Raw genomic sequence first — 18,382 nt, forward strand, 5'->3', positions numbered from 1 at the left:
ACGAACGTTAACACCGACGATGGCCGGATTGTGGCGGTTTCCCCAGGGATTCGATCACTGCTTGCTTCAGCCGTTAACGGTTGGAGACTTGATGACTGGACAATCTGTCCGTTCGTCTCACAATGGAACAAAAACGGAAGAACGAGGAACCAATGGGAGGAACCAGATGCTCGGACTGATGCAGGAATGGCCGCTGCTCTGCCACAAGCTGATCGACAACGCCGAGCGGCAACACGGGACGCGAGAGATCGTGTCGCGCTCGATCGAAGGTCCGGTCGTTCGCACTACCTATACCGAGATCCATCGCCGCGCGCTGAAGGTTGCCCAAAGGCTCGAACGCGACGGCTTTGTGCTCGGCGACCGCATCGCGACCCTGGCCTGGAACACGGCGCGCCACATCGAGGCCTGGTACGGCATCATGGGCATTGGCGCCATCTATCACACACTGAACCCGCGGCTGTTTCCCGAGCAAATCGTCTGGATCATGAACAATGCCGAGGACAGAGCCATCTTCATCGACCTGACCTTCGTGCCGCTGCTTGAAAAGATCGCCGGCGCCGTCAAGTCGCTGAAAAAGGTGATCGTGCTGACCGACAAGGCGCATCTGCCTGAGACGACGCTGCCGAATGTGGTCGCCTATGAGGACTGGCTGAACGAGGCCGATGGCGACTTCGCCTGGAAGACGTTCCCTGAAAACACCGCCGCCGGCATGTGTTACACCTCCGGCACGACGGGCGATCCCAAGGGCGTGCTTTACAGCCACCGTTCGAACGTGTTGCACGCCATGATCGCCGCCATGCCCGATGCCATGGGCATCTCCGCGCGGGACACGATTCTCCCCGTCGTGCCGATGTTCCATGCCAATGCCTGGGGCCTTGGCCAGAGCGCGCCGATGATCGGCGCCAAGCTGGTCATGCCCGGCTGCAAGATGGACGGCGCCTCGATCTGCGAGCTGCTCGACACCGAGAAGGTGACTTTCAGCGCCGCCGTGCCGACCGTGTGGATGATGCTGCTGCAGCATCTGGAGGAGACCGGCAAGAAGCTTCCCCATCTCAAGAAGGTCGTCATCGGCGGCTCGTCCTGTCCGCGCGCCATCACCAGGAAATTCCAGGACAATTACGGCGTCGAGGTCATCCATGCCTGGGGCATGACCGAAATGTCGCCGCTCGGTACGCTGTGCACCATGAAGCCGCAATATCAGCAGCTCGAGGGCGAGGCCCGGCTCGATGTCCAGTGCAAGCAAGGCTACCCGCCCTTCGGCGTCGAGATGAAGGTGACGGACGATGACGACAAGGAACTGCCCTGGGACGGCAAGACCTTCGGCCGGCTGAAGGTGCGCGGCCCGGCCATCGCCAGCGCCTATTATGGCGGCGTCGGCGCCGAGCAGTTCGACAAGGACGGCTGGTTCGACACCGGCGACGTCGCCCATATCGATCCGGGCGGCTATATGCAGATCACCGATCGCGCCAAGGACGTGATCAAGTCGGGCGGCGAGTGGATATCGACCATCGACCTGGAAAACCTCGCCGTCGGCCATCCCGATGTCGCCGAGGCAGCCGCTATCGGCGTCCATCATTCGAAATGGGGCGAACGGCCCTTGCTGGTCGTGGTCGCCAAGCCGGGCAAGGAGCCGAGCAAGGCCGACATCCTGGCTTTCATGACCGGCAAGGTGGCGAAGTGGTGGATGCCCGACGACGTCGCCTTTGTCGGCGAAATCCCGCACACCGCCACCGGCAAGATACAGAAGATCACCTTGCGCAAGCAGTTCAGCGACTACCGCCTGCCGACGGATTGATCGAGACCGTGCGATTCCTTGACCTTCAAAAACGTTAGAGCAGGGATGTTCAATTTGCGGCTGCTTTGCTCTAAGCGTCTGTGCGGGTTGGGGCGGTGCTGAAGACAATGCAAATCGACGAGCGGCAGACATCGAAGGCGGCCGGCTGGTCGCGGCGCACGGGCGCTTTTGCCCTGGTGCTGTTGCTGACCGTGCTGGCCGGCCATCATTTCGAACTGGTCGAAACGCCGGCCTTCCTGTGGGTGCTGGCGATCGTCGCCCTGCTTGCCGCGTTCGCTTTGCTGTTTGCCGGCCTCGCTTTGTCCAGGTTGTGGCATTTCGGCGGCCGTGGCGGGCGCGACCTCTCGGTCGGCGCCTTGCTGGCGCTGCTGGTGCTGACGCCCTACGGCATCGCTGCCTATTGGGCGGCAACCACGCCGCCGCTCAGGGACATCTCGACCGATCTCGACAACCCGCCGGTGCTGGATACCAGCGACCGCACCAAGGATATGAACCTGCTCGCGCCGCCAACGCCGGGCGAGGCGCGCCTGCAGACCGACGCCTATCCGCTGGTCACCGGGCGCAGCTACGATCTGCCATTCGAAACCGTCGTCGACGCCGTCGAAACCGTGCTCGACCGCCGCGACTGGCAGCTTACCGCACCTTATCCGGTGACAGACGGTCAGGACGAGGTAACGATATCGGCCGTGGCCCGGAGCTTCGTGGTCGGCCTGCCCGCCGACGTCGCGATCCGGGTGAGCAATGACGGCGACACCATCGTCGTCGACATGCGCTCGGCCTCCCGCTACGGCCGCTACGACCTCGGCGACAATGCCGCGCGTATTGTCGGATTCCTCGCCGAGCTCGACCAGGAGGTTGCGGGGCAGGTGGGGGCGGCACCGGCTGAGTGACATCCAGAGCACCTGACGGCCAATCGGAATCGCTTGGCGCCGCAAAAATGCGGATTGAGACCGCGGGCAGACTACTCGGCCGGGTCGAATTTGCCTTGCAACAAGACTGTCACGACCGGCCCAAGCGGATTGGCGATCCGGCTTTCCAGGACTTCGATGAGTTTGTGCCCGACGTCTGCCATGTCTACGGAATGAACGCCGATCTTCGCCGGCAGGAAGCGCGCCAGACGCGTGTTGTCCCGGGTGACGATGTGGACGTCGCGGCCGGGCTCAAGACCCCGCCTGCCGAGAGCGTGCAACGCTCCCAGAAGGCCCAGTTCGTTGGCGCATGCCAGGCCCGTCGGCGGATCTGATGACGCCAGCAGGCGATCGAACCAGGCTACGCTCGATTCCATCGTGAACGTGCCGTGACCGATCAGCGATTGGTCGATCGGAATACCGGCCTCGGCCATCGCCCTGCCATAGCCGGCAAGACGCATGGCGCTCGCCTGATCCTTCGCCACGAGGAGTTGCAGGGCAATACGCCGGCAGCCCTTGTCCATGAGCCGTTGCGTCGCATCATAGGCAATCTGCTCATTGTCGATATCGACATAGGGATACGCGACGTCCAGGTCGGTTCTTCCAAACGCCACGAACGGGATGCGTTGATCCAGCAGCAGCTTGACGCGCGGATCACCCGAGACCATGCGCGTGATGATCAGGCCGTCCGCGCTGCGCGCGTCGAGCAGGCGCTGTACGCTTTCGACGGGATCGTCATCGGGCGTGGTCGAATAGATGGACAGACTGTAGCCTGCTTGCCGCGCCGCCAGCGTCATGCCTTCGATCAAGGGAAGCTTCGCCAGATCGGACAGGTAGTCGCGTGTCTCCATCGGCAGCACTGCCGTCAGCATCAGGGTTCGTCCGGTTTTGAGCGCGCGACCGTGATGATTGGGAACATACCCGACCCGCTTCGCCACTTCCTTGACGCGGGCTATGGTCGACGGCTGCACTTCCGGCCCATCCTTCAGAGCGCGGGACACCGTGGTCACCGAAAGGGAAAGTTCTGCCGCGATCTGTTTCAAATTGGCCATATCGCCCGACTTCATTTGCCAAAGCGCCGGCTGATCCTGCTGGGCATCGCAACGTTACCGGATTCGACCTGAGGGTCAAATCCAGGCCTCCAGCCTGAACGGACCTGCTGGCGTCAGCTTGACTATAGGGCGATTTTCGGCAATCGTAACGTTACGATTATAAAAAAGCCTATCTTGTCGGCATTTTGATAAATCCGGAGGAGGAGAAATCATGTCCCGGTTACTACGCATTTCCCTGGCAGCGATCGCAGTCTCGGCGGCCTTGCCCGTCTATGCCCAAACAGTCACCATCACCACGGCGGGCGGCGACTATGGCAACGCCATAAAGGAGGCCATGTGGGCTCCCGCTGCAAAAGAGCTCGGCTATGATGTCCGCGAGGAGACGCAAAGCGACGGCTTGGCTGCCCTCAAGATGCAGGTAACCTCGGGTGCGGTTACGACCGACATCATCCACCTCGGCTCACCGGAAGGCGCGCAGGCGGCCGCACAGTCGCTGCTGGAGCCGCTCGACTACAAGATCATCGATCCCAACTCCGTGCCGGCCGGCGCAAAGTCCGACTACTGCTATCCGTTCGACTCCTATGGCACCGTCATGTCGTGGAACACCAAGACCTATGGCGACAATCCACCAAAGACCTGGGCGGAGTTCTGGGACGTCGCCAAATTCCCGGGCCGTCGCGCGCTGCGCGCCAATGCGCAGGACTTGATCGAGATCGCGCTGCTCTCGGACGGCCTGGCACCGGCGGACGTCTATCCTGTGCTCAGCACGCCGGAGGGTTTGGAGCGCGCCATCAAGCGGCTTGACGCGATCAAACCAAATGTCTCGGTGTGGTGGACCTCCGGAGCGCAGTCGGCGCAATTGCTGAAAGACGGCGAGGCGGATCTGGTCGTCACCTGGAATGGGCGAGCCCAGACGGTGAAGACGGATGGCGGCGCGATCGACTATACGTTCAAGGGTTCCGTCATCGGCACGGACTGCCTTGCGGTGCCGAAGGGGGCGCCGAACAAGGAAGCTGCCATGAAGCTCATCGCGGCGATGACGCAGCCCGCACGGGTGGCGAAGCTGACCGACTTCATCGCCTATGGTCCGGTCAATCCTGCCGGCTATGAGGGTGATCTTATTCCCAAAGATCGCCTCAAGACCCTGGCGACGGCGCCTGAAAATGCCGGCACTTCGGTGTTTTCGAATGCCGACTGGTGGGTCAAGAACGGCGAGGCTGCCCAAAAAGCCTTCGATGAGATGATGGCCCGCTGAGTCTCAGCTCTCAGGCTGAAGCACATGATGAAGTCGCTCCCGATCACCATCGACAGCGTGCGCAAGACCTATGGATCTTACGTCGCGCTGGACGATGTCTCGCTCGACATTCAGGCTGGCGAATTCCTCACGCTGCTCGGGCCCTCCGGGTCGGGCAAGACCACGCTGCTCATGGCTCTGGCCGGTTTTGTCCGGCCCGATTCCGGTAAACTCCTGTTGGATGATCGCGACATTACCCGCCTGGCCCCCAACAAGCGGGACATCGGCATCGTGTTCCAGAACTACGCCCTGTTTCCCCACATGAACGTTCTGGCAAATGTCGAATATCCGTTGGTGCTGCGCAAGACGCCGAGAGCGCAGGCGCGTCAGCGGGCGCTTGACACCTTGGCCCGCGTGAAGCTGGAGGGTTTGGCGGAGCGCAACATTGCGGCATTGTCCGGCGGCCAGCGCCAGCGCGTAGCGCTGGCACGGGCAATCGTCTTCGAGCCACGCGTGATGCTGATGGACGAGCCGTTGTCGGCGCTCGACAAGAACCTGCGCGAGACCATGCAGTACGAGATCCGGCGTCTGCACGACGATCTGGGGATCACCACGATCTATGTGACGCATGACCAGCGCGAAGCACTGATCATGTCAGACCGGGTTGCAGTGATGAATTCCGGCCGCATTCAGCAGATCGACACGCCACAGCGGATCTATGATCGTCCGTCAACCCGCTTCGTCGCGGAGTTCATGGGTGAGGCCAACATTGTGGCTCCGGGCGCGGTGCGCAGAATAGACGGCACCGATGCGTCAAGCGGAGCTTTGATGATCCGCGCGGAAAGCTTCCATCTTGATGCGAAGCTCGTTGGGCGGGACGGGGTGGCGCTTGAGGGAACGCTGCGCGCCAAGGCGTTTCGCGGCGAGAACTGGCTTTTGACGCTGGCGATTGACGGCGGGCAAGAGATTCTTGTCTGCATTCCGGCGGCGCTGGCCAGTGGCTGCGCCGAGCTTGCCACCGGTCAGCGGGTGACCGCCTATGCACCGGCGGCGAAAGTTCACGCGATACCGGGATCGAGAGCGTGACCGTCATCGCCGATCCTGCGCTCGCGGCAGACGCTCGACGCGAGCGGCGGTTCTTCCTCTCGCTTTCGCTGCCGGCGCTTTTCATCGTTGGACTGGCGGCGATACTGCCCATCCTCTGGATCATTCGGCAATCCTTCCTGACCACGGGGGGCGAATACACCGTCGGCAATTACGAGAAGGTGCTGTCGAGCGGACTGACATGGTCGGCGCTCGTCACAACCCTTGAGCTATCCCTGGGCACGCTGGCGATCTGCATTCTTCTCGGCACCCCCCTGGCGCTCGCCCTGGCCAGCGCCAGACCGAAGGTGGCCAATTTGCTGATGGCCTTCGTCATGCTGCCGTTGTGGACCTCCATTCTGGTGCGGACCTATGGTTGGCTCGTGCTCTTGCGGCGCGATGGCCTGATCAACGCGGCATTGACCGGTTCAGGCCTGACAGCGGAGCCATTGCCGCTGGCCTACAACTTCACGGGAACGCTCATCGGCATGGTTCACTACATGCTGCCGCTCTTCCTGCTGCCCGTTTATGCAGCGATGCGCGATATCGACGCAAACCTCATTCGCGCGTCGGCGAGCATGGGCGCTACCCTCGGGCAAGCGATCCGCATGGTCATTCTGCCGCTTTCTGCCGGCGGCATCTTCTCGGGTTCGATGATGGTCTTCATCTACACCATAGGTTTCTTCATAACACCGGCGGTGCTTGGCGGCGGCAAGGTAAATCCGCTCTCCATCCGGATCGAGCGCACGCTATCGACCTTTCAGGATTGGGGGTCGGCGAGCGTCTTGGGTATTCTGTTGCTCGTTCTCATGGCGCTGATCGGCATGATGTTCCTGGCGGCGCGGCGACTGATGGCGCGCAACAATGTCGACGCGACCGATGCTTGAAGCCTATCCGGACAATAGGCTGGCCCGTATCCTTCTGTGGAGCTTCTGCGCGCTCGTAATGATTTTCCTGATGCTGCCGACGCTCGTCGTCGTCCCGCTCTCCTTTTCGGCATCCAATCTTCTCGAGTTCCCGCCGCACGCATACTCGTTGCGCTGGTACGAGACGTTCTTCGGCTCGGCGACATGGATGGCCGCGCTCAGGACGAGCCTGATCCTGGGGACATTGACGGCGACGGTCGCGGTGCCGCTGGGGCTGCTGGCCTGCATCTCGATGAACAGGCTCGGCGGAAAGGCCGCCCTGACCATTCAGGGCGTTCTGCTCACCCCGTCCATTGTGCCGGGCATCCTGCTGGCGATCGGTCTGTTCTTTGTTCTGGCGGCGCAACGTCTGGTCGGAACGCTGTTCGGCGTGCTGGTTGGACACGTGGTGCTGGCTATCCCGGTCGCGTGCATTGTGTTGCTGCCGGCACTGATCCGCTTTGACTGGAACCAGGTTCAGGCGGCGCGCAGCCTGGGCGCAAACTGGGCAAAAGCCATTGGCGGCATAATTGTCCCGCAACTCCGGATCAGTCTGTTGTCGGCCACGCTGATGGCCTTCCTGACCTCGCTCGACGAGTCAGTCATTTCGATCTTCGTCGCCAGCGGTCAAAACAGCACGCTGCCGAAGCTCATGTTCCTGTCGCTGCGCGATCAGATCGATCCAACGATTGCGGCGATCTCGACATTGTGGACCGTCATCGTCGTGGTCGCCGTCCTGATCGTGACCCTTCGCCAAAAATCCTGACCGAGACTGGAAACATGCCTACCAATCAGCACGCAGCCGACGATCCAGCTTATCATTCAACGGACATACCCCAAGTGGGGTTGGCGATCATCACCGGGTCGGCAAACTGGGGGCTTGCCTTCCCGGAAGATGTCGAATTCGAGGGCGTGCGGACCTTGCGGCGGGACATGAGTTTTGAAACGCCTTTCGGTCGCACCGACAACTGGAAGCTGCTCGAGTTCGATGCGTCGATTACCACTGAAGGCAAAGCGAAACGTGCCTTGTGCATGTATTCGCACGGCAATCCCCGCGACCATGTCGACCATTCCTGTCATCGCCGCGCGTTCTGGGTATTGATGAACGCGGGTGTACGGCAAGTGCTGTCCTGCTCGACCATCGGCGCCGTCAACAAGGCGATCAAGCCCGGCGACATGGTGGTGAATGCCGATATCATCGAACTGACGCAGACCCCGTTTTCACTGCTTCCCGGCCGCCAGAGCTTCGATTGCTCGGGCAAGCAGATTGTCTGCCCAAGAGGTGCGGCAGTGCTGGTCGAAACCGCCCGCCGTCATTGGCCGGCCGAATGCCGCGTTCATGGCATCGAACAGCAGCTGGTCGCTGCCCACTGTTACGGGCCGCGGCTGACCACACCGGCCGAAGCCCTGGCGTTTCGAAACATGGGGGCGGATGTGCTCAACCATTCGATCGCCCCCGAAGCTACCTTGTCACGCGAGATCGGAGCATGTTTCGTGCCCTGCGCGTTCGTAACGGCTGGTTTCAACGATTATATGGACCGCAATCGCCAGAAATTGCTGCAGGAGGACGTGTTGCCAAACCTCTCCATGACGGCCTCGCGGGTCGCGCTGGAGACCGCGGCGCGACTTCCGGCCAATCCGGAATGCTCTTGCCATGGTCTGAAGTCGCCTCAACCGGAAGAACGTTCCAGCCGGTTTTAGCCAACCGGCGTAAAAATACCATCGATGGCCGCATCACCCTCCGTGCTGACCAAGCCGCGCGCCACCAGATCCTCGAGATGGGCAAGCACCGACAGGCCGGCGGCGCCGTGCAGGCGCGGGTCAGTGTCCCTGTAGATCGCCTTGACCATGTCCGGAATCGTTCGGTCACCGCCCCGGATCCGCTCCAGGATCGCCCGTTCGCGCATCTTGCGGTGGGTTTTGAGTCCGCGCATGAAGCTGCGCGGCGCGATCACCGGGCCGCCATGGCCGGGCAGCAGCAGGCGGTCGCCGCGCGCGATCAATTTGTCGAGCGAAGCCATGTAGTCGGCCATGGCGCCGTCGGGCGGCGCCACGATCGAGGTCGCCCACGCCATCACATGGTCGGCTGGAAACAGGATGCCGGTGCTTTCCAACGCAAACGCCGCGTGATTGGCGGTATGGCCCGGCGTCAGCACGGTCCGGATCGCCCAGCCGTCACCCTCGACCAGCGTATCGTCGGGCAGTGTGATATCCGGGACGAAAGCCGTGTCGGCGCTGGCGTCAAGCGGGTTGGTCTCGCCGATCCGCAGTGGCCGCGCCGGGCGGTGCGGGCCTTCGGCCAGCACCGGTGCACCAGTGTGCGCTTTCAGCCGCGCGGCCAGCGGAGAATGGTCGCGATGCGTGTGGCTGACGAGAATGTGGCTGACCGGCCGGTTTGCGATCACCTCGAGCAGCGTCCGGAAATGCGCCTCGTCATCCGGACCCGGGTCGATCACCGCCAGCGTGTCGCGGCCGATGACGTAGCTGTTGGTGCCGTGAAAGGTGAACGGACCGGGGTTTTTGGCGGTGACGCGCAAGACGTCCGGCGCAACAGTGACCCCCTGGCCGTAGGCCGGATCGAAGCTGGTGTCGAATTTGAGCGCCATGGCGGTGTCGTTGAGCTCCGGTCAAGGGGACGGCAAAAGCGATTGCCGCATAGCACGGAAGCCAATATAGGAAAAAGCGAGGCCGCCATCTGCGGCAATCCGGATTGGGGAAGACCATGGCACTTGCAACGACGATGCGCCCGCTTGTTTCTCTCGCTTTGCCTCAGGAGGGGGCGCTGCGCCTGGCAACCCAGCTTCTGCTGGCGATCGCCGGAACGCTGCTTTTGACCCTGTCGGCCAAGACGAAAGTCGTGCTCGGGCCGGTCGATATTTCGATGCAGACGCTGGCCGTCCTGCTGATCGCCACCGCATTTGGCCTGCGGCTTGGCGTCGCTACCCTGCTTCTCTACATGGCCGAGGGCGCCATGGGCCTCCCGGTCTTCCAGAGCACGCCTGAAAAGGGCATCGGCATCGCCTACATGATTGGCGGCACCGGTGGTTATCTCGCCGGCTTCGTCGTCATGGCTGCGATTGTCGGCTGGGCCGCCGATCGCGGCTGGGATCGCCACCCGATCAAGCTGTTCAACGCCATGCTGGTCGCCGAAATCGTCATGATGGCCATGGGCTTTGCCTGGCTGGCCACCCTCATCGGTGTGGAAAAGTCGTGGCAGTTCGGCGTCGTGCCGTTCATCGTCGGCGACCTGATCAAGGTTGCGCTGGCCGCCAGCCTGGTGCCGGCGGTATGGTCGCTGCTGCCCAAGCAACCCTGAAATCGCTTAAACGCAATGAGCCGGCGGGTGCGAGCCCGCCGGCTTTTTGTTGTCATGCGTCCACCAGTCGGTGGCGGGAAGCCGGCTGCCAAATCGCCGTGCCGATTGCATCGCCAGCCTGTGGCCGGTCGGTCAACAGCTTGTGGTCAGTCGCTCAAATTACCACGAGGCGGCAGATGTAGGTCAATTCTGGTGCTGATCCACGGCCGAGTTTGAATTGACAAGCCTCCGCACGAAACCTAAGCACGGTCAACTTGATTTCGGGCGGGGGCCTGGCAATTCAAGGAGAGCTTGTTGAAAGGAATCATCCTTGCAGGAGGCAGCGGGACGCGTCTTTATCCCTTAACATTAGCGATCTCTAAGCAAATCCTGCCGATATACGACAAGCCGATGATTTTTTACCCGCTGAGCGTGTTGATGCTCGCGGGGATCCGAGAGATTCTGATCATTTCGACACCACGCGACTTGCCGATCTTTCGCGAGTTGCTGGGTGACGGTTCGGAATTCGGGCTCGAATTGTCCTATGCCGAACAGCCGCAGCCCAACGGCCTTGCCGAAGCCTTCATCATCGGCCGCGACTTCATCGGCAAGGACAATGTTTCGATGATCCTCGGCGACAACATCTATTTCGGCGAGGGCCTGTCGCAGCTCTGCCGTGCGGCTGCGCAGCGGGAAAGCGGCGCTTCGGTGTTCGCCTACCATGTCGAGGATCCGCAGCGTTATGGCGTGGTGTCGTTCGACAAGCTCACCGGCACCGCTTTGACGATCGAGGAAAAGCCGGCGAAGCCGAAGTCCAACTGGGCGGTCACCGGCCTCTATTTCTACGACAACGAGGTCGTTGACATCGCTTCGACAATCAAGCCCTCGGCGCGCGGCGAGCTCGAGATCACGGCGGTCAACAACGTCTATCTCGAGCGCGGGCAGCTGCATGTGCATCAGCTCGGCCGCGGCTATGCCTGGCTCGACACCGGCACGCATGACAGCCTGCATGAGGCCTCTTCCTTCGTGCGCACCATCGAGCACCGCCAGGGCATCAAGGTTGCCTGTCCTGAAGAAATCGCTTTCGAGCAGGGCTGGCTGACCGCCGACAAGGTGCTTGAGCGCGCCACGCGCCTGGGCAAGAATGAATACGCCGCCTATCTGCGCCGGCGTGTCACCGAGCTGACGGAGAACTAGAGTGGACGTCAGGCAGCTTGGTCTTGATGGCGTGCTCGAGATCGTGCCGAAGCGGCACGGCGATGCGCGCGGCTATTTCATCGAGACCTGGAATGCCGAGCGCTTTTTTGAAGCCGGTATCGATTTGCGTTTCGTCCAGGACAACCACTCCTATTCGGCGGCGGCAGGTGTCGTGCGGGGACTTCACTATCAGCTTCCTCCACGCGCGCAGGACAAGTTGCTGCGTGTGATCAGAGGCAAGATCCTCGACGTCGCGGTCGACATTCGCCGCAGCTCGAAAACCTTCGGAAAATGGGTCGCGCTCGAAATATCGGCCGAGAAAGGCAACCAGATCCTGGTGCCGAAGGGCTTCGCGCACGGCTTCGTCACGCTCGTGCCGGACACCGAGGTCCTGTATAAGGTCACCGACACCTATTCGCCGGCGCACGACCGATCGATCCGTTTCGACGACCCCGACATCGGCATCGATTGGCCATCGCCAGCCGGCGGCTTCGAGCTCTCGGCCAAGGACCTCAAGGCGCCAACGCTCGCCAATGCCGAGGTGTTCGCATGACGCGCGACGATGTGAGGAGAGCGCCATGAATTTTCTGGTGACAGGGGGTGCCGGCTTCATCGGCTCGGCGGTGTGCCGGCATTTGTGCGCCAATCCGGCCTACCATGTGACCAATCTCGACAAACTTACCTATGCCGGCAATCTCGCCTCGCTGCGCACGATCGAGAATGCGCACAACTACAAATTTGCGCAGGCCGACATTTGTGACGAGCGGGCGGTCCTCGACATCCTCCACCGCGACGAGATCGACGTCGTCATGAATCTCGCCGCCGAAAGCCATGTCGACCGCTCGATCGACGGACCCGGCGCCTTCATCGAGACCAACATCGTCGGCACCTACCGGGTGCTGAATTCGGCGCTCGAATATTGGCGCGGCCTTGGCGAGGACAGGAAAGCCCGCTTCCGCTTCCACCATGTCTCGACCGACGAGGTGTTCGGCGATCTGCCCTTCGATGGCGGCATGTTCGTCGAGGAAACGCCTTACGCGCCGTCCTCGCCCTATTCCGCCTCGAAGGCGGCGTCCGACCATCTGGTGCGGGCCTGGCACGAGACGTATGGCCTGCCGGTCGTGCTCTCCAACTGCTCGAACAATTACGGACCCTATCACTTTCCCGAGAAGCTGATCCCGCTGGTGATCCTCAACGCGCTCGACGAAAGGCCGCTGCCGGTCTACGGCGCCGGCGCCAATGTGCGCGACTGGCTGTTCGTCGAGGATCATGCCCGCGCCCTGGAACTGGTCGCCACCAAGGGTCAGCCGGGCGAGAGCTACAATGTCGGCGGCAATTCCGAGCGGACCAATCTGAGCGTCGTCGAGACGATCTGCGATCTGCTAGACACCAGGCGTCCGCGGGCCGGCGGCAAGAGCTATCGCGACCTGATCAGCTTCGTCACCGATCGCCCGGGTCACGACCGCCGCTACGCCATCGACGCCTCTAAGATCGGCAGGGATCTCGGCTGGGCGCCGTCGGAGAGTTTCGACAGCGGCCTGGCAAGGACGGTCGACTGGTTCCTCGACAACAAATGGTGGTGGGGGCCGATCCGCGAGCAGCGCTATGCCGGCGAGCGGCTCGGGCAAGTCCAGTCCCGCGGCCAGATTGAAGGCAGGAAGGGCGCGGCGTGAGGCTGGTTGTCACTGGACGCGACGGTCAGGTCGCCACCAGCCTGCTGGAGGCCGGGCAGGGGCGCGATGGCGTTGAGGTCGTCGCGGTCGGCCGGCCGACGCTCGATCTGGCGCAGCCCGACACGGTGTTCGATGCTCTCGCAGCAGTGCGGCCGGACATCGTGGTGTCGGCTGCCGCCTACACTGCGGTCGACCAGGCCGAGGACGAGCCCGACCTTGCCTTTGCGGTAAACGCCGTCGGCGCCGGCAAGGTCGCCGAGGCGGCCGCGAAGCTCGGCGTGCCCGTAATCCATCTGTCGACCGACTACGTCTTCGACGGTTCCAAGGACGGCGCCTATGTCGAGACCGACGCCACCGCGCCGCTCGGCGTCTACGGCGCCTCCAAGCTCGCCGGCGAACAGGCGGTGGCGGCCGCCAATCCGCGCCATCTGATCCTGCGCACCGCCTGGGTCTACAGCCCGTTCGGCAGGAATTTCGTCAAGACCATGCTGAGGCTGGCCGGCGATCGCGACGAGATCGCTGTCGTCGCCGACCAATGGGGAAATCCGACCTCCGCATTTGATATTGCCGATGCGATCCTGCATGCGGCGGGGATGTTGCGCCACGACGAGGCGTTTGACGGTTACGGCATCTATCATCTGGCCGGCACCGGCGAGACCAGCTGGAGCGGTTTTGCCCGCCACATACTCGACACAAGCGCGCGCTACGGCGGGCCCACTGCGCGGGTGCGCGAAATCGCCACCAGCGACTATCCGACCAAGGCAAAGCGGCCCGCCAATTCACGGCTGTCGACGGCGAGATTCGCAGCCGCATGCGGTTGGGTCGCGCCCGACTGGCGACAATCGGCGCAGGCGGTGGTGTACCGGCTACTGACCGGCGAGACGAGACAGGCACTGAGCGCATGAATAAGCACCCGTCCTCAGAACAATTGCGCGATGCGGCGCCCGAGCATCCCGCCGCGGCCGAAGTGACTTCGACGAAGCGTGCCAAGGCGAAGGCCAAACCTGCGAAGCGCACCTGCATCATGGTCCTCGGCATGCATCGTTCGGGCACGAGCGCGCTGACCAGGGCAATCAGCCTACTTGGCGCGGAGCTGCCGAAGGATTTGCTCGGCGCCAATCCGACCAATCCGACGGGCCACTGGGAGCCCTTGAAGCTAATCGAGCTGCACGACCAGATGCTCGCCGAGGCGGGCAGCAGGTGGGACGATTGGCGCAGGTTCGATCTTGGCGATTTGTCGAAGGCGCGCGCTCAATTCTACAGGGTGGAAATCGCTCGCCTCATTGACGAGGAGTACGGCGACGCCAGTCTGCTGGTGCTCAAGGAGCCGCGCATCTCGCGTTTTGTGCCGCTCTACGCGAGCATCTTCAAGTCTATGAACATCGACCTGCAATACGTTCTGGCAAGTCGCAATCCGCTTGCGGTCGTTGCGTCGCTCGGCAAACGAGATCGTTCGACCCCGGGCTTCGGTGCCTTGCTTTGGCTTCGTCATGAATTGGAGGCCGAGGGCTCGACACGCGGCGCACCACGTGTGTTCGTCTCGTATGAGGCGATGATGCGGAGCTGGCGGCCGACGCTGGACAAGATCACGGCCGCGCTTTCGGCTGCCTGGCCTCGCGCGGTCGAAGAGGCTGCATCCGAGATTGATGCCTATATTTCGAGTGACTATCAACACCACACGGCAAGTGATGGCGCACTCTTCGCCGACGAGCGAATCGCCGGATGGGTGAAAGATACCTATTCGGCACTCAAGGCTCTGGAAACAGATGCCGGCCAGGCTGAGGCCATGGCGGTTCTCGACCGTGTCAAAACTGAGTTCGACGCCGTCGCTCCAATCTTCGGCGAAGCATTTTTCCCCGAGCTGCAGGTTCGAGCGCAGATTTTTTCCGAATTGGCAGGGCACTGGCAGCGAGCTGCGGAAGAGCAGGTGAACAAGGCTGCCCAGCTTGCAAGTGAGCTTCAGCAGAAAGATGCAGATATAGCCGGATATCGTCATAGCGTTGCGGAAGCGAACCTCGCTGCAGAAAAGGCCAGATCCGAAATATCGATCGCGGTTGAGGAAAATATCAGGTTGACGGAAATTCTCGGCAAGACAAAACTGGAGTTGAGCGAGGCAAAAGAGAAAGAGTTGGCGAGAGGGCAGCAGGAAATAGTACATCTCTACGCTGCTCGATCAGGCCTCTCGGATAATTCACTTCTTGATACCCAAAATGAGGCGATTGAACCCGCAAGAATAGCCTGGGTCGATCGATTGAAAGCCACGAAGCTTGTTCAACGTCTTCGGCTGGCCCGTATCCATCGCGGCGGCTGGCGAAACGTGGCGAAAGCCATCTATGTTCGTGTGGCCTCGAAAGGGGTGAGGCAGGCGACGCTTGATGGGCTTTCATTTCTCAAGGTTCCGGATGCTCGGATCGCGGAAAACCTGCTCAGGGAAAAGGAGGAAGTGTCGTCTCGCTTTGCGCTGTCCAATGTTTCCACATCCAGTTTTGCCGGCCCGACCATATCCGTTCTGATGCCTGTCTACAGACCGCCGATTCATTTTCTGGAGCGGGCGATTCTGTCCCTGGTGGCTCAAGAGTACAAAAATTGGGAACTTGTCATTGTCGATGACTGTTCGCAGGATGATGAAATTACAGAGCTTCTGGATAGGTTTGCATCTCTCGACAGGCGGGTGAAAGCCCATAGGCTTGGGGAAAACGGGGGAATCTCGAAGGCAACCAATCATGCCCTGGATCAATCCTCCGGGACGTATATTGCCCTTTTGGATCACGACGACATTTTGACAAAAGATGCCCTTCTCAGGGTTGCTGAGGTGCTTGTCGCGGATTCTGCTGTAGATTTTATCTACTCTGACGAATGCAAAGTCGACGTAAACGATCGTCCCGTGGAAATTTTCCGCAAGCCCGATTGGAGTCCTCATCTCCTATTCAATTGCATGTATACCGCCCACCTGACGGTTTACGAAAAAAGCCTTGTTCAGCAAGTCGGCGCCTTTCGCAGTGAGTACGACTTTTCGCAAGACTATGATCTTGCGCTTCGCATTTCGGAGCAGGCCAGGAAAATTGTCCATATCGAGCGTGTGCTTTATGGCTGGCGGATGATCCAAGGATCTGCATCCTTGGGTGGCAAGGACTATGCTCGAATTTCAAATATAGCAGCTCTTGAAGACACGATTCAACGCCGAAACTATGGCGGTCGAGCAGTCGCTCTACCTTATGCCAACAGGGTGCACAGGGATCCAAACTTACTTTCTGGAAATTTGGTGTCGATCGTAATTCCGTCGGACGATGCGGAAAACATACGATCGTCGATTAATTCGATATTGAATGGAACGGATACGGACCTATTCGAAATAATCGTGGTGACGAATAGCCGTATAGCGCGAAATTTGGCGGAGATTTCGGGCAAGGTTAAATTTTCTATCTATGACAAGAAGTTTAACTTTTCAGATAAATGTAATCAGGGGGCCCATGAGTCAAGAGGGAAATACATCGTTTTCTTCAATGATGATGTTCGGGTAATTTCGCGAGACTGGATTTCCAGTCTGTTGGAGGCAGCCACATTGGAAAATGTAGGCATTGTTGGCCCAAAGCTGCTCTATGAGAACAACTTGATTCAGCATGCTGGCATGGTTACCGGTGTGCGTGGACTCGTGGGCACTGCGTTCCACTCTCTCCCCGATATGACGACGGACCATTATAACTTCGCGCAGTCCATTCGAGATGTTTCATTGATTTGCGGCGCGTGTTTGATGATAGACCGTGACGTATTTATGGAAGTAGGGGGGTTTGACGCGGAGCGTTTTCCAATCGCTCATTCTGACGTCGATTTGTGTCTGAAGGTACGTGCCAAGGGATACAGCTGTGTGTATTCTCCATATCCGCGTTTATACCACATAGGTCATGTTTCTATTGGGAAGAATGAGAAGGATGAAGCCAATAACGCCGTCTCAAAAAAAGATAAATCCGATATTAATCTTCTGAAGAGATGGCCGAACTCGATTTGTCGAGATCCTTTTTACACCAAGACGATGAAAGATCTGCTATACCGAGATTCTCAGGAGGAATTTCAGGTATATCCCGGTCACGGCGTTCTTGATTCTTCGGATTGTTGGCGTGATGCCGGCCGGGAAGTATTGATCATATCTCACGAGATGACCGAAAGCGGCGCGCCGCGCGTTGTTCTCGATCTGGCCAGGACGCTGTCAGAAGCCGGCAATTTTGTTGTTGTGGCAACGCCAACCGATGGCCCGATGCGGACCCATATCAATGATCTGGGCATAACGGTCATTGTTGATGAGCTCGTTCTCACGAGGCACGAAACCGTTCTCAAACTAGGCAGGAATTTCGACGCGATAATCGTTAACACCGTGGTTGGATGGCCGGTGGTGTGTCAGCTTGCCGAACTGGTCCCCACCTTTTGGTATCTCCACGAAAGCGAATTTGCGAAAGAACTTTTCTCGTCGAATTCCGAGGCAAGACAGGCTCTGAACAAGGCCGCTGGTGTTTGGGTTGGGAGTAAGATTGCCGGACGCGTTGTCGAGCCGTTTTTTGCAGATTATTCCGTTGTTCCGTACAGCGGCGCGACGATGGGCTCGGCTGCCGAGTCCTCGGGGCCAACGGAGGGCGAGGACAACAACATCGTCATCTCGGTGCTTGGCTCATATGAGCCGCGCAAGGGCCAGGATCTGGCGATCTTGGCGGTGGACAAATTGGACAAAAGCACTCGGCGTATGTGCGAGTTGCGATTGGCCGGGCGGAGCCTCAACGCGGGATACCACGGTCAGATCGTTGAAATGGCGGACATCAGAGTTGGTGTTGCGGCGCAGGGGCCTCTCAGCCACGCGGAGTACGAAAGAGCGCTGCACGAAACTGACATACTTCTCGTCTCTTCGCGCGACGACACACTGCCACTTGTTTCGATCGACGCCCTGGGGTGCGGAAAGATCCTGGTATGCTCGACCGCCGTCGGCACCGCAGAGTATATTGAAGACGGCGTCTCCGGATACATAGCGGAAGATTCCAGCCCCACGAGTCTTGCAGCTGCGCTTGGGCGGGCGATCAGCGACAGAGCTAAATGGCCCGAGATCGGAGATGCCGCCAAGGCAGTTTTCGCGGCCAATTTTTCGCCTGAAGCCTTCGCTGGCGAAATACTGCATCGCGTGGCGTCAAAGCTGGACAGAGATTTGGATCGTACGGCATGAGCCAGGTTGCAATCGCGCATTGCCTAAGGCTAGGTCC

15 protein-coding genes are annotated in these 18,382 nt (G+C 60.4%); 13 read left to right on the top strand and 2 right to left on the bottom strand.

The features are described from left to right. Positions 1-166 precede the first annotated feature (166 nt). The gene (locus JQK88_RS07705) at positions 167-1,795 is read left to right on the top strand and encodes a fatty-acid--CoA ligase (RefSeq protein WP_203277979.1); all 1,629 of its coding nucleotides are present in this window, start codon (positions 167-169) and stop codon (positions 1,793-1,795) included. Positions 1,796-1,902: 107 nt separating this feature from the next. Then, positions 1,903-2,685 (top strand): DUF1499 domain-containing protein, encoded by a 783-nt coding sequence (locus JQK88_RS07710; protein ID WP_192256407.1) that lies wholly within the window; start codon positions 1,903-1,905, stop codon positions 2,683-2,685. 71 nt (positions 2,686-2,756) lie between these two features. On the opposite strand, the gene JQK88_RS07715 is transcribed toward JQK88_RS07710, so the two are convergent. Then, positions 2,757-3,755 (bottom strand): LacI family DNA-binding transcriptional regulator, encoded by a 999-nt coding sequence (locus tag JQK88_RS07715; RefSeq protein ID WP_192256408.1) that lies wholly within the window; start codon positions 3,753-3,755, stop codon positions 2,757-2,759. Positions 3,756-3,966: 211 nt separating this feature from the next. Between JQK88_RS07715 and JQK88_RS07720 the strand changes: the two genes are divergently transcribed. From JQK88_RS07720 to JQK88_RS07740, 5 genes are read left to right on the top strand one after another with little or no spacing between them, the layout of a single operon-like run. After that, the gene (locus tag JQK88_RS07720) at positions 3,967-5,010 is read left to right on the top strand and encodes an ABC transporter substrate-binding protein (protein WP_192256409.1); all 1,044 of its coding nucleotides are present in this window, start codon (positions 3,967-3,969) and stop codon (positions 5,008-5,010) included. Positions 5,011-5,037: 27 nt separating this feature from the next. After that, complete coding sequence (locus JQK88_RS07725; RefSeq protein ID WP_203278176.1) at positions 5,038-6,075, top strand: ABC transporter ATP-binding protein; 1,038 nt, start codon at positions 5,038-5,040, stop codon at positions 6,073-6,075. After that, complete coding sequence (locus tag JQK88_RS36005) at positions 6,072-6,959, top strand: ABC transporter permease (protein ID WP_203277980.1); 888 nt, start codon at positions 6,072-6,074, stop codon at positions 6,957-6,959. The genes JQK88_RS07725 and JQK88_RS36005 overlap by 4 nt, the downstream gene beginning before the upstream one ends. Beyond that, on the top strand, positions 6,952-7,743 hold the full coding sequence (locus tag JQK88_RS07735) for an ABC transporter permease (protein WP_192256411.1): 792 nt from the start codon (positions 6,952-6,954) through the stop codon (positions 7,741-7,743). The genes JQK88_RS36005 and JQK88_RS07735 overlap by 8 nt, the downstream gene beginning before the upstream one ends. Next, entirely contained in the window at positions 7,686-8,678 is a 993-nt protein-coding gene (locus JQK88_RS07740; protein ID WP_376740384.1) for a phosphorylase family protein, read from the top strand. Before JQK88_RS07735 ends, JQK88_RS07740 begins: the two co-directional genes overlap by 58 nt. Here the strand turns inward: JQK88_RS07740 and JQK88_RS07745 are convergent. Further along, positions 8,675-9,583: an MBL fold metallo-hydrolase gene (locus JQK88_RS07745; RefSeq protein WP_203277982.1), complete on the bottom strand. Its 909-nt coding sequence runs from the start codon at positions 9,581-9,583 to the stop codon at positions 8,675-8,677. The genes JQK88_RS07740 and JQK88_RS07745 overlap by 4 nt on opposite strands. Before the next feature lie 116 nt (positions 9,584-9,699). On the opposite strand from JQK88_RS07745, the gene JQK88_RS07750 reads away from it, so the two are divergent. The 6 genes from JQK88_RS07750 to JQK88_RS07775 all read left to right on the top strand — a co-directional run bounded on the left by JQK88_RS07750 (position 9,700) and on the right by JQK88_RS07775 (position 18,345). Further along, the gene (locus JQK88_RS07750; protein WP_112564008.1) at positions 9,700-10,293 is read left to right on the top strand and encodes a biotin transporter BioY; all 594 of its coding nucleotides are present in this window, start codon (positions 9,700-9,702) and stop codon (positions 10,291-10,293) included. 294 nt (positions 10,294-10,587) lie between these two features. Then, the gene (gene rfbA / locus JQK88_RS07755) at positions 10,588-11,469 is read left to right on the top strand and encodes a glucose-1-phosphate thymidylyltransferase RfbA (protein WP_203277983.1); all 882 of its coding nucleotides are present in this window, start codon (positions 10,588-10,590) and stop codon (positions 11,467-11,469) included. 1 nt (position 11,470) lies between these two features. Beyond that, complete coding sequence (gene rfbC, locus JQK88_RS07760) at positions 11,471-12,022, top strand: dTDP-4-dehydrorhamnose 3,5-epimerase (protein ID WP_203277984.1); 552 nt, start codon at positions 11,471-11,473, stop codon at positions 12,020-12,022. 25 nt (positions 12,023-12,047) lie between these two features. Continuing rightward, positions 12,048-13,142 (top strand): dTDP-glucose 4,6-dehydratase, encoded by a 1,095-nt coding sequence (gene rfbB / locus JQK88_RS07765; RefSeq protein ID WP_203277985.1) that lies wholly within the window; start codon positions 12,048-12,050, stop codon positions 13,140-13,142. Beyond that, complete coding sequence (gene rfbD, locus JQK88_RS07770) at positions 13,139-14,047, top strand: dTDP-4-dehydrorhamnose reductase (protein WP_203277986.1); 909 nt, start codon at positions 13,139-13,141, stop codon at positions 14,045-14,047. The genes rfbB and rfbD overlap by 4 nt, the downstream gene beginning before the upstream one ends. Beyond that, entirely contained in the window at positions 14,044-18,345 is a 4,302-nt protein-coding gene (locus JQK88_RS07775; RefSeq protein ID WP_203277987.1) for a glycosyltransferase, read from the top strand. The genes rfbD and JQK88_RS07775 overlap by 4 nt, the downstream gene beginning before the upstream one ends. Positions 18,346-18,382 lie beyond the last annotated feature (37 nt).

The organism is Mesorhizobium caraganae, from assembly GCF_016836705.1.
GTDB lineage: Bacteria > Pseudomonadota > Alphaproteobacteria > Rhizobiales > Rhizobiaceae > Mesorhizobium > Mesorhizobium caraganae.

Bases quoted from the DNA above. Each gene is read 5' to 3' on its own strand.
- JQK88_RS07725 (WP_203278176.1), top strand. From the start codon at position 5,038: ATGAAGTCGCTCCCGATCACCATCGACAGCGTGCGCAAGACCTATGGA.
- JQK88_RS07735 (WP_192256411.1), top strand. From the start codon at position 6,952: ATGCTTGAAGCCTATCCGGACAATAGGCTGGCCCGTATCCTTCTGTGG.
- JQK88_RS07710 (WP_192256407.1), top strand. From the start codon at position 1,903: ATGCAAATCGACGAGCGGCAGACATCGAAGGCGGCCGGCTGGTCGCGG.
- rfbB (WP_203277985.1), top strand. From the start codon at position 12,048: ATGAATTTTCTGGTGACAGGGGGTGCCGGCTTCATCGGCTCGGCGGTG.
- JQK88_RS07745 (WP_203277982.1), bottom strand. From the start codon at position 9,583: ATGGCGCTCAAATTCGACACCAGCTTCGATCCGGCCTACGGCCAGGGG.
- JQK88_RS07720 (WP_192256409.1), top strand. From the start codon at position 3,967: ATGTCCCGGTTACTACGCATTTCCCTGGCAGCGATCGCAGTCTCGGCG.
- JQK88_RS07705 (WP_203277979.1), top strand. From the start codon at position 167: ATGCTCGGACTGATGCAGGAATGGCCGCTGCTCTGCCACAAGCTGATC.
- JQK88_RS07715 (WP_192256408.1), bottom strand. From the start codon at position 3,755: ATGGCCAATTTGAAACAGATCGCGGCAGAACTTTCCCTTTCGGTGACC.
- JQK88_RS07775 (WP_203277987.1), top strand. From the start codon at position 14,044: ATGAATAAGCACCCGTCCTCAGAACAATTGCGCGATGCGGCGCCCGAG.
- JQK88_RS07750 (WP_112564008.1), top strand. From the start codon at position 9,700: ATGGCACTTGCAACGACGATGCGCCCGCTTGTTTCTCTCGCTTTGCCT.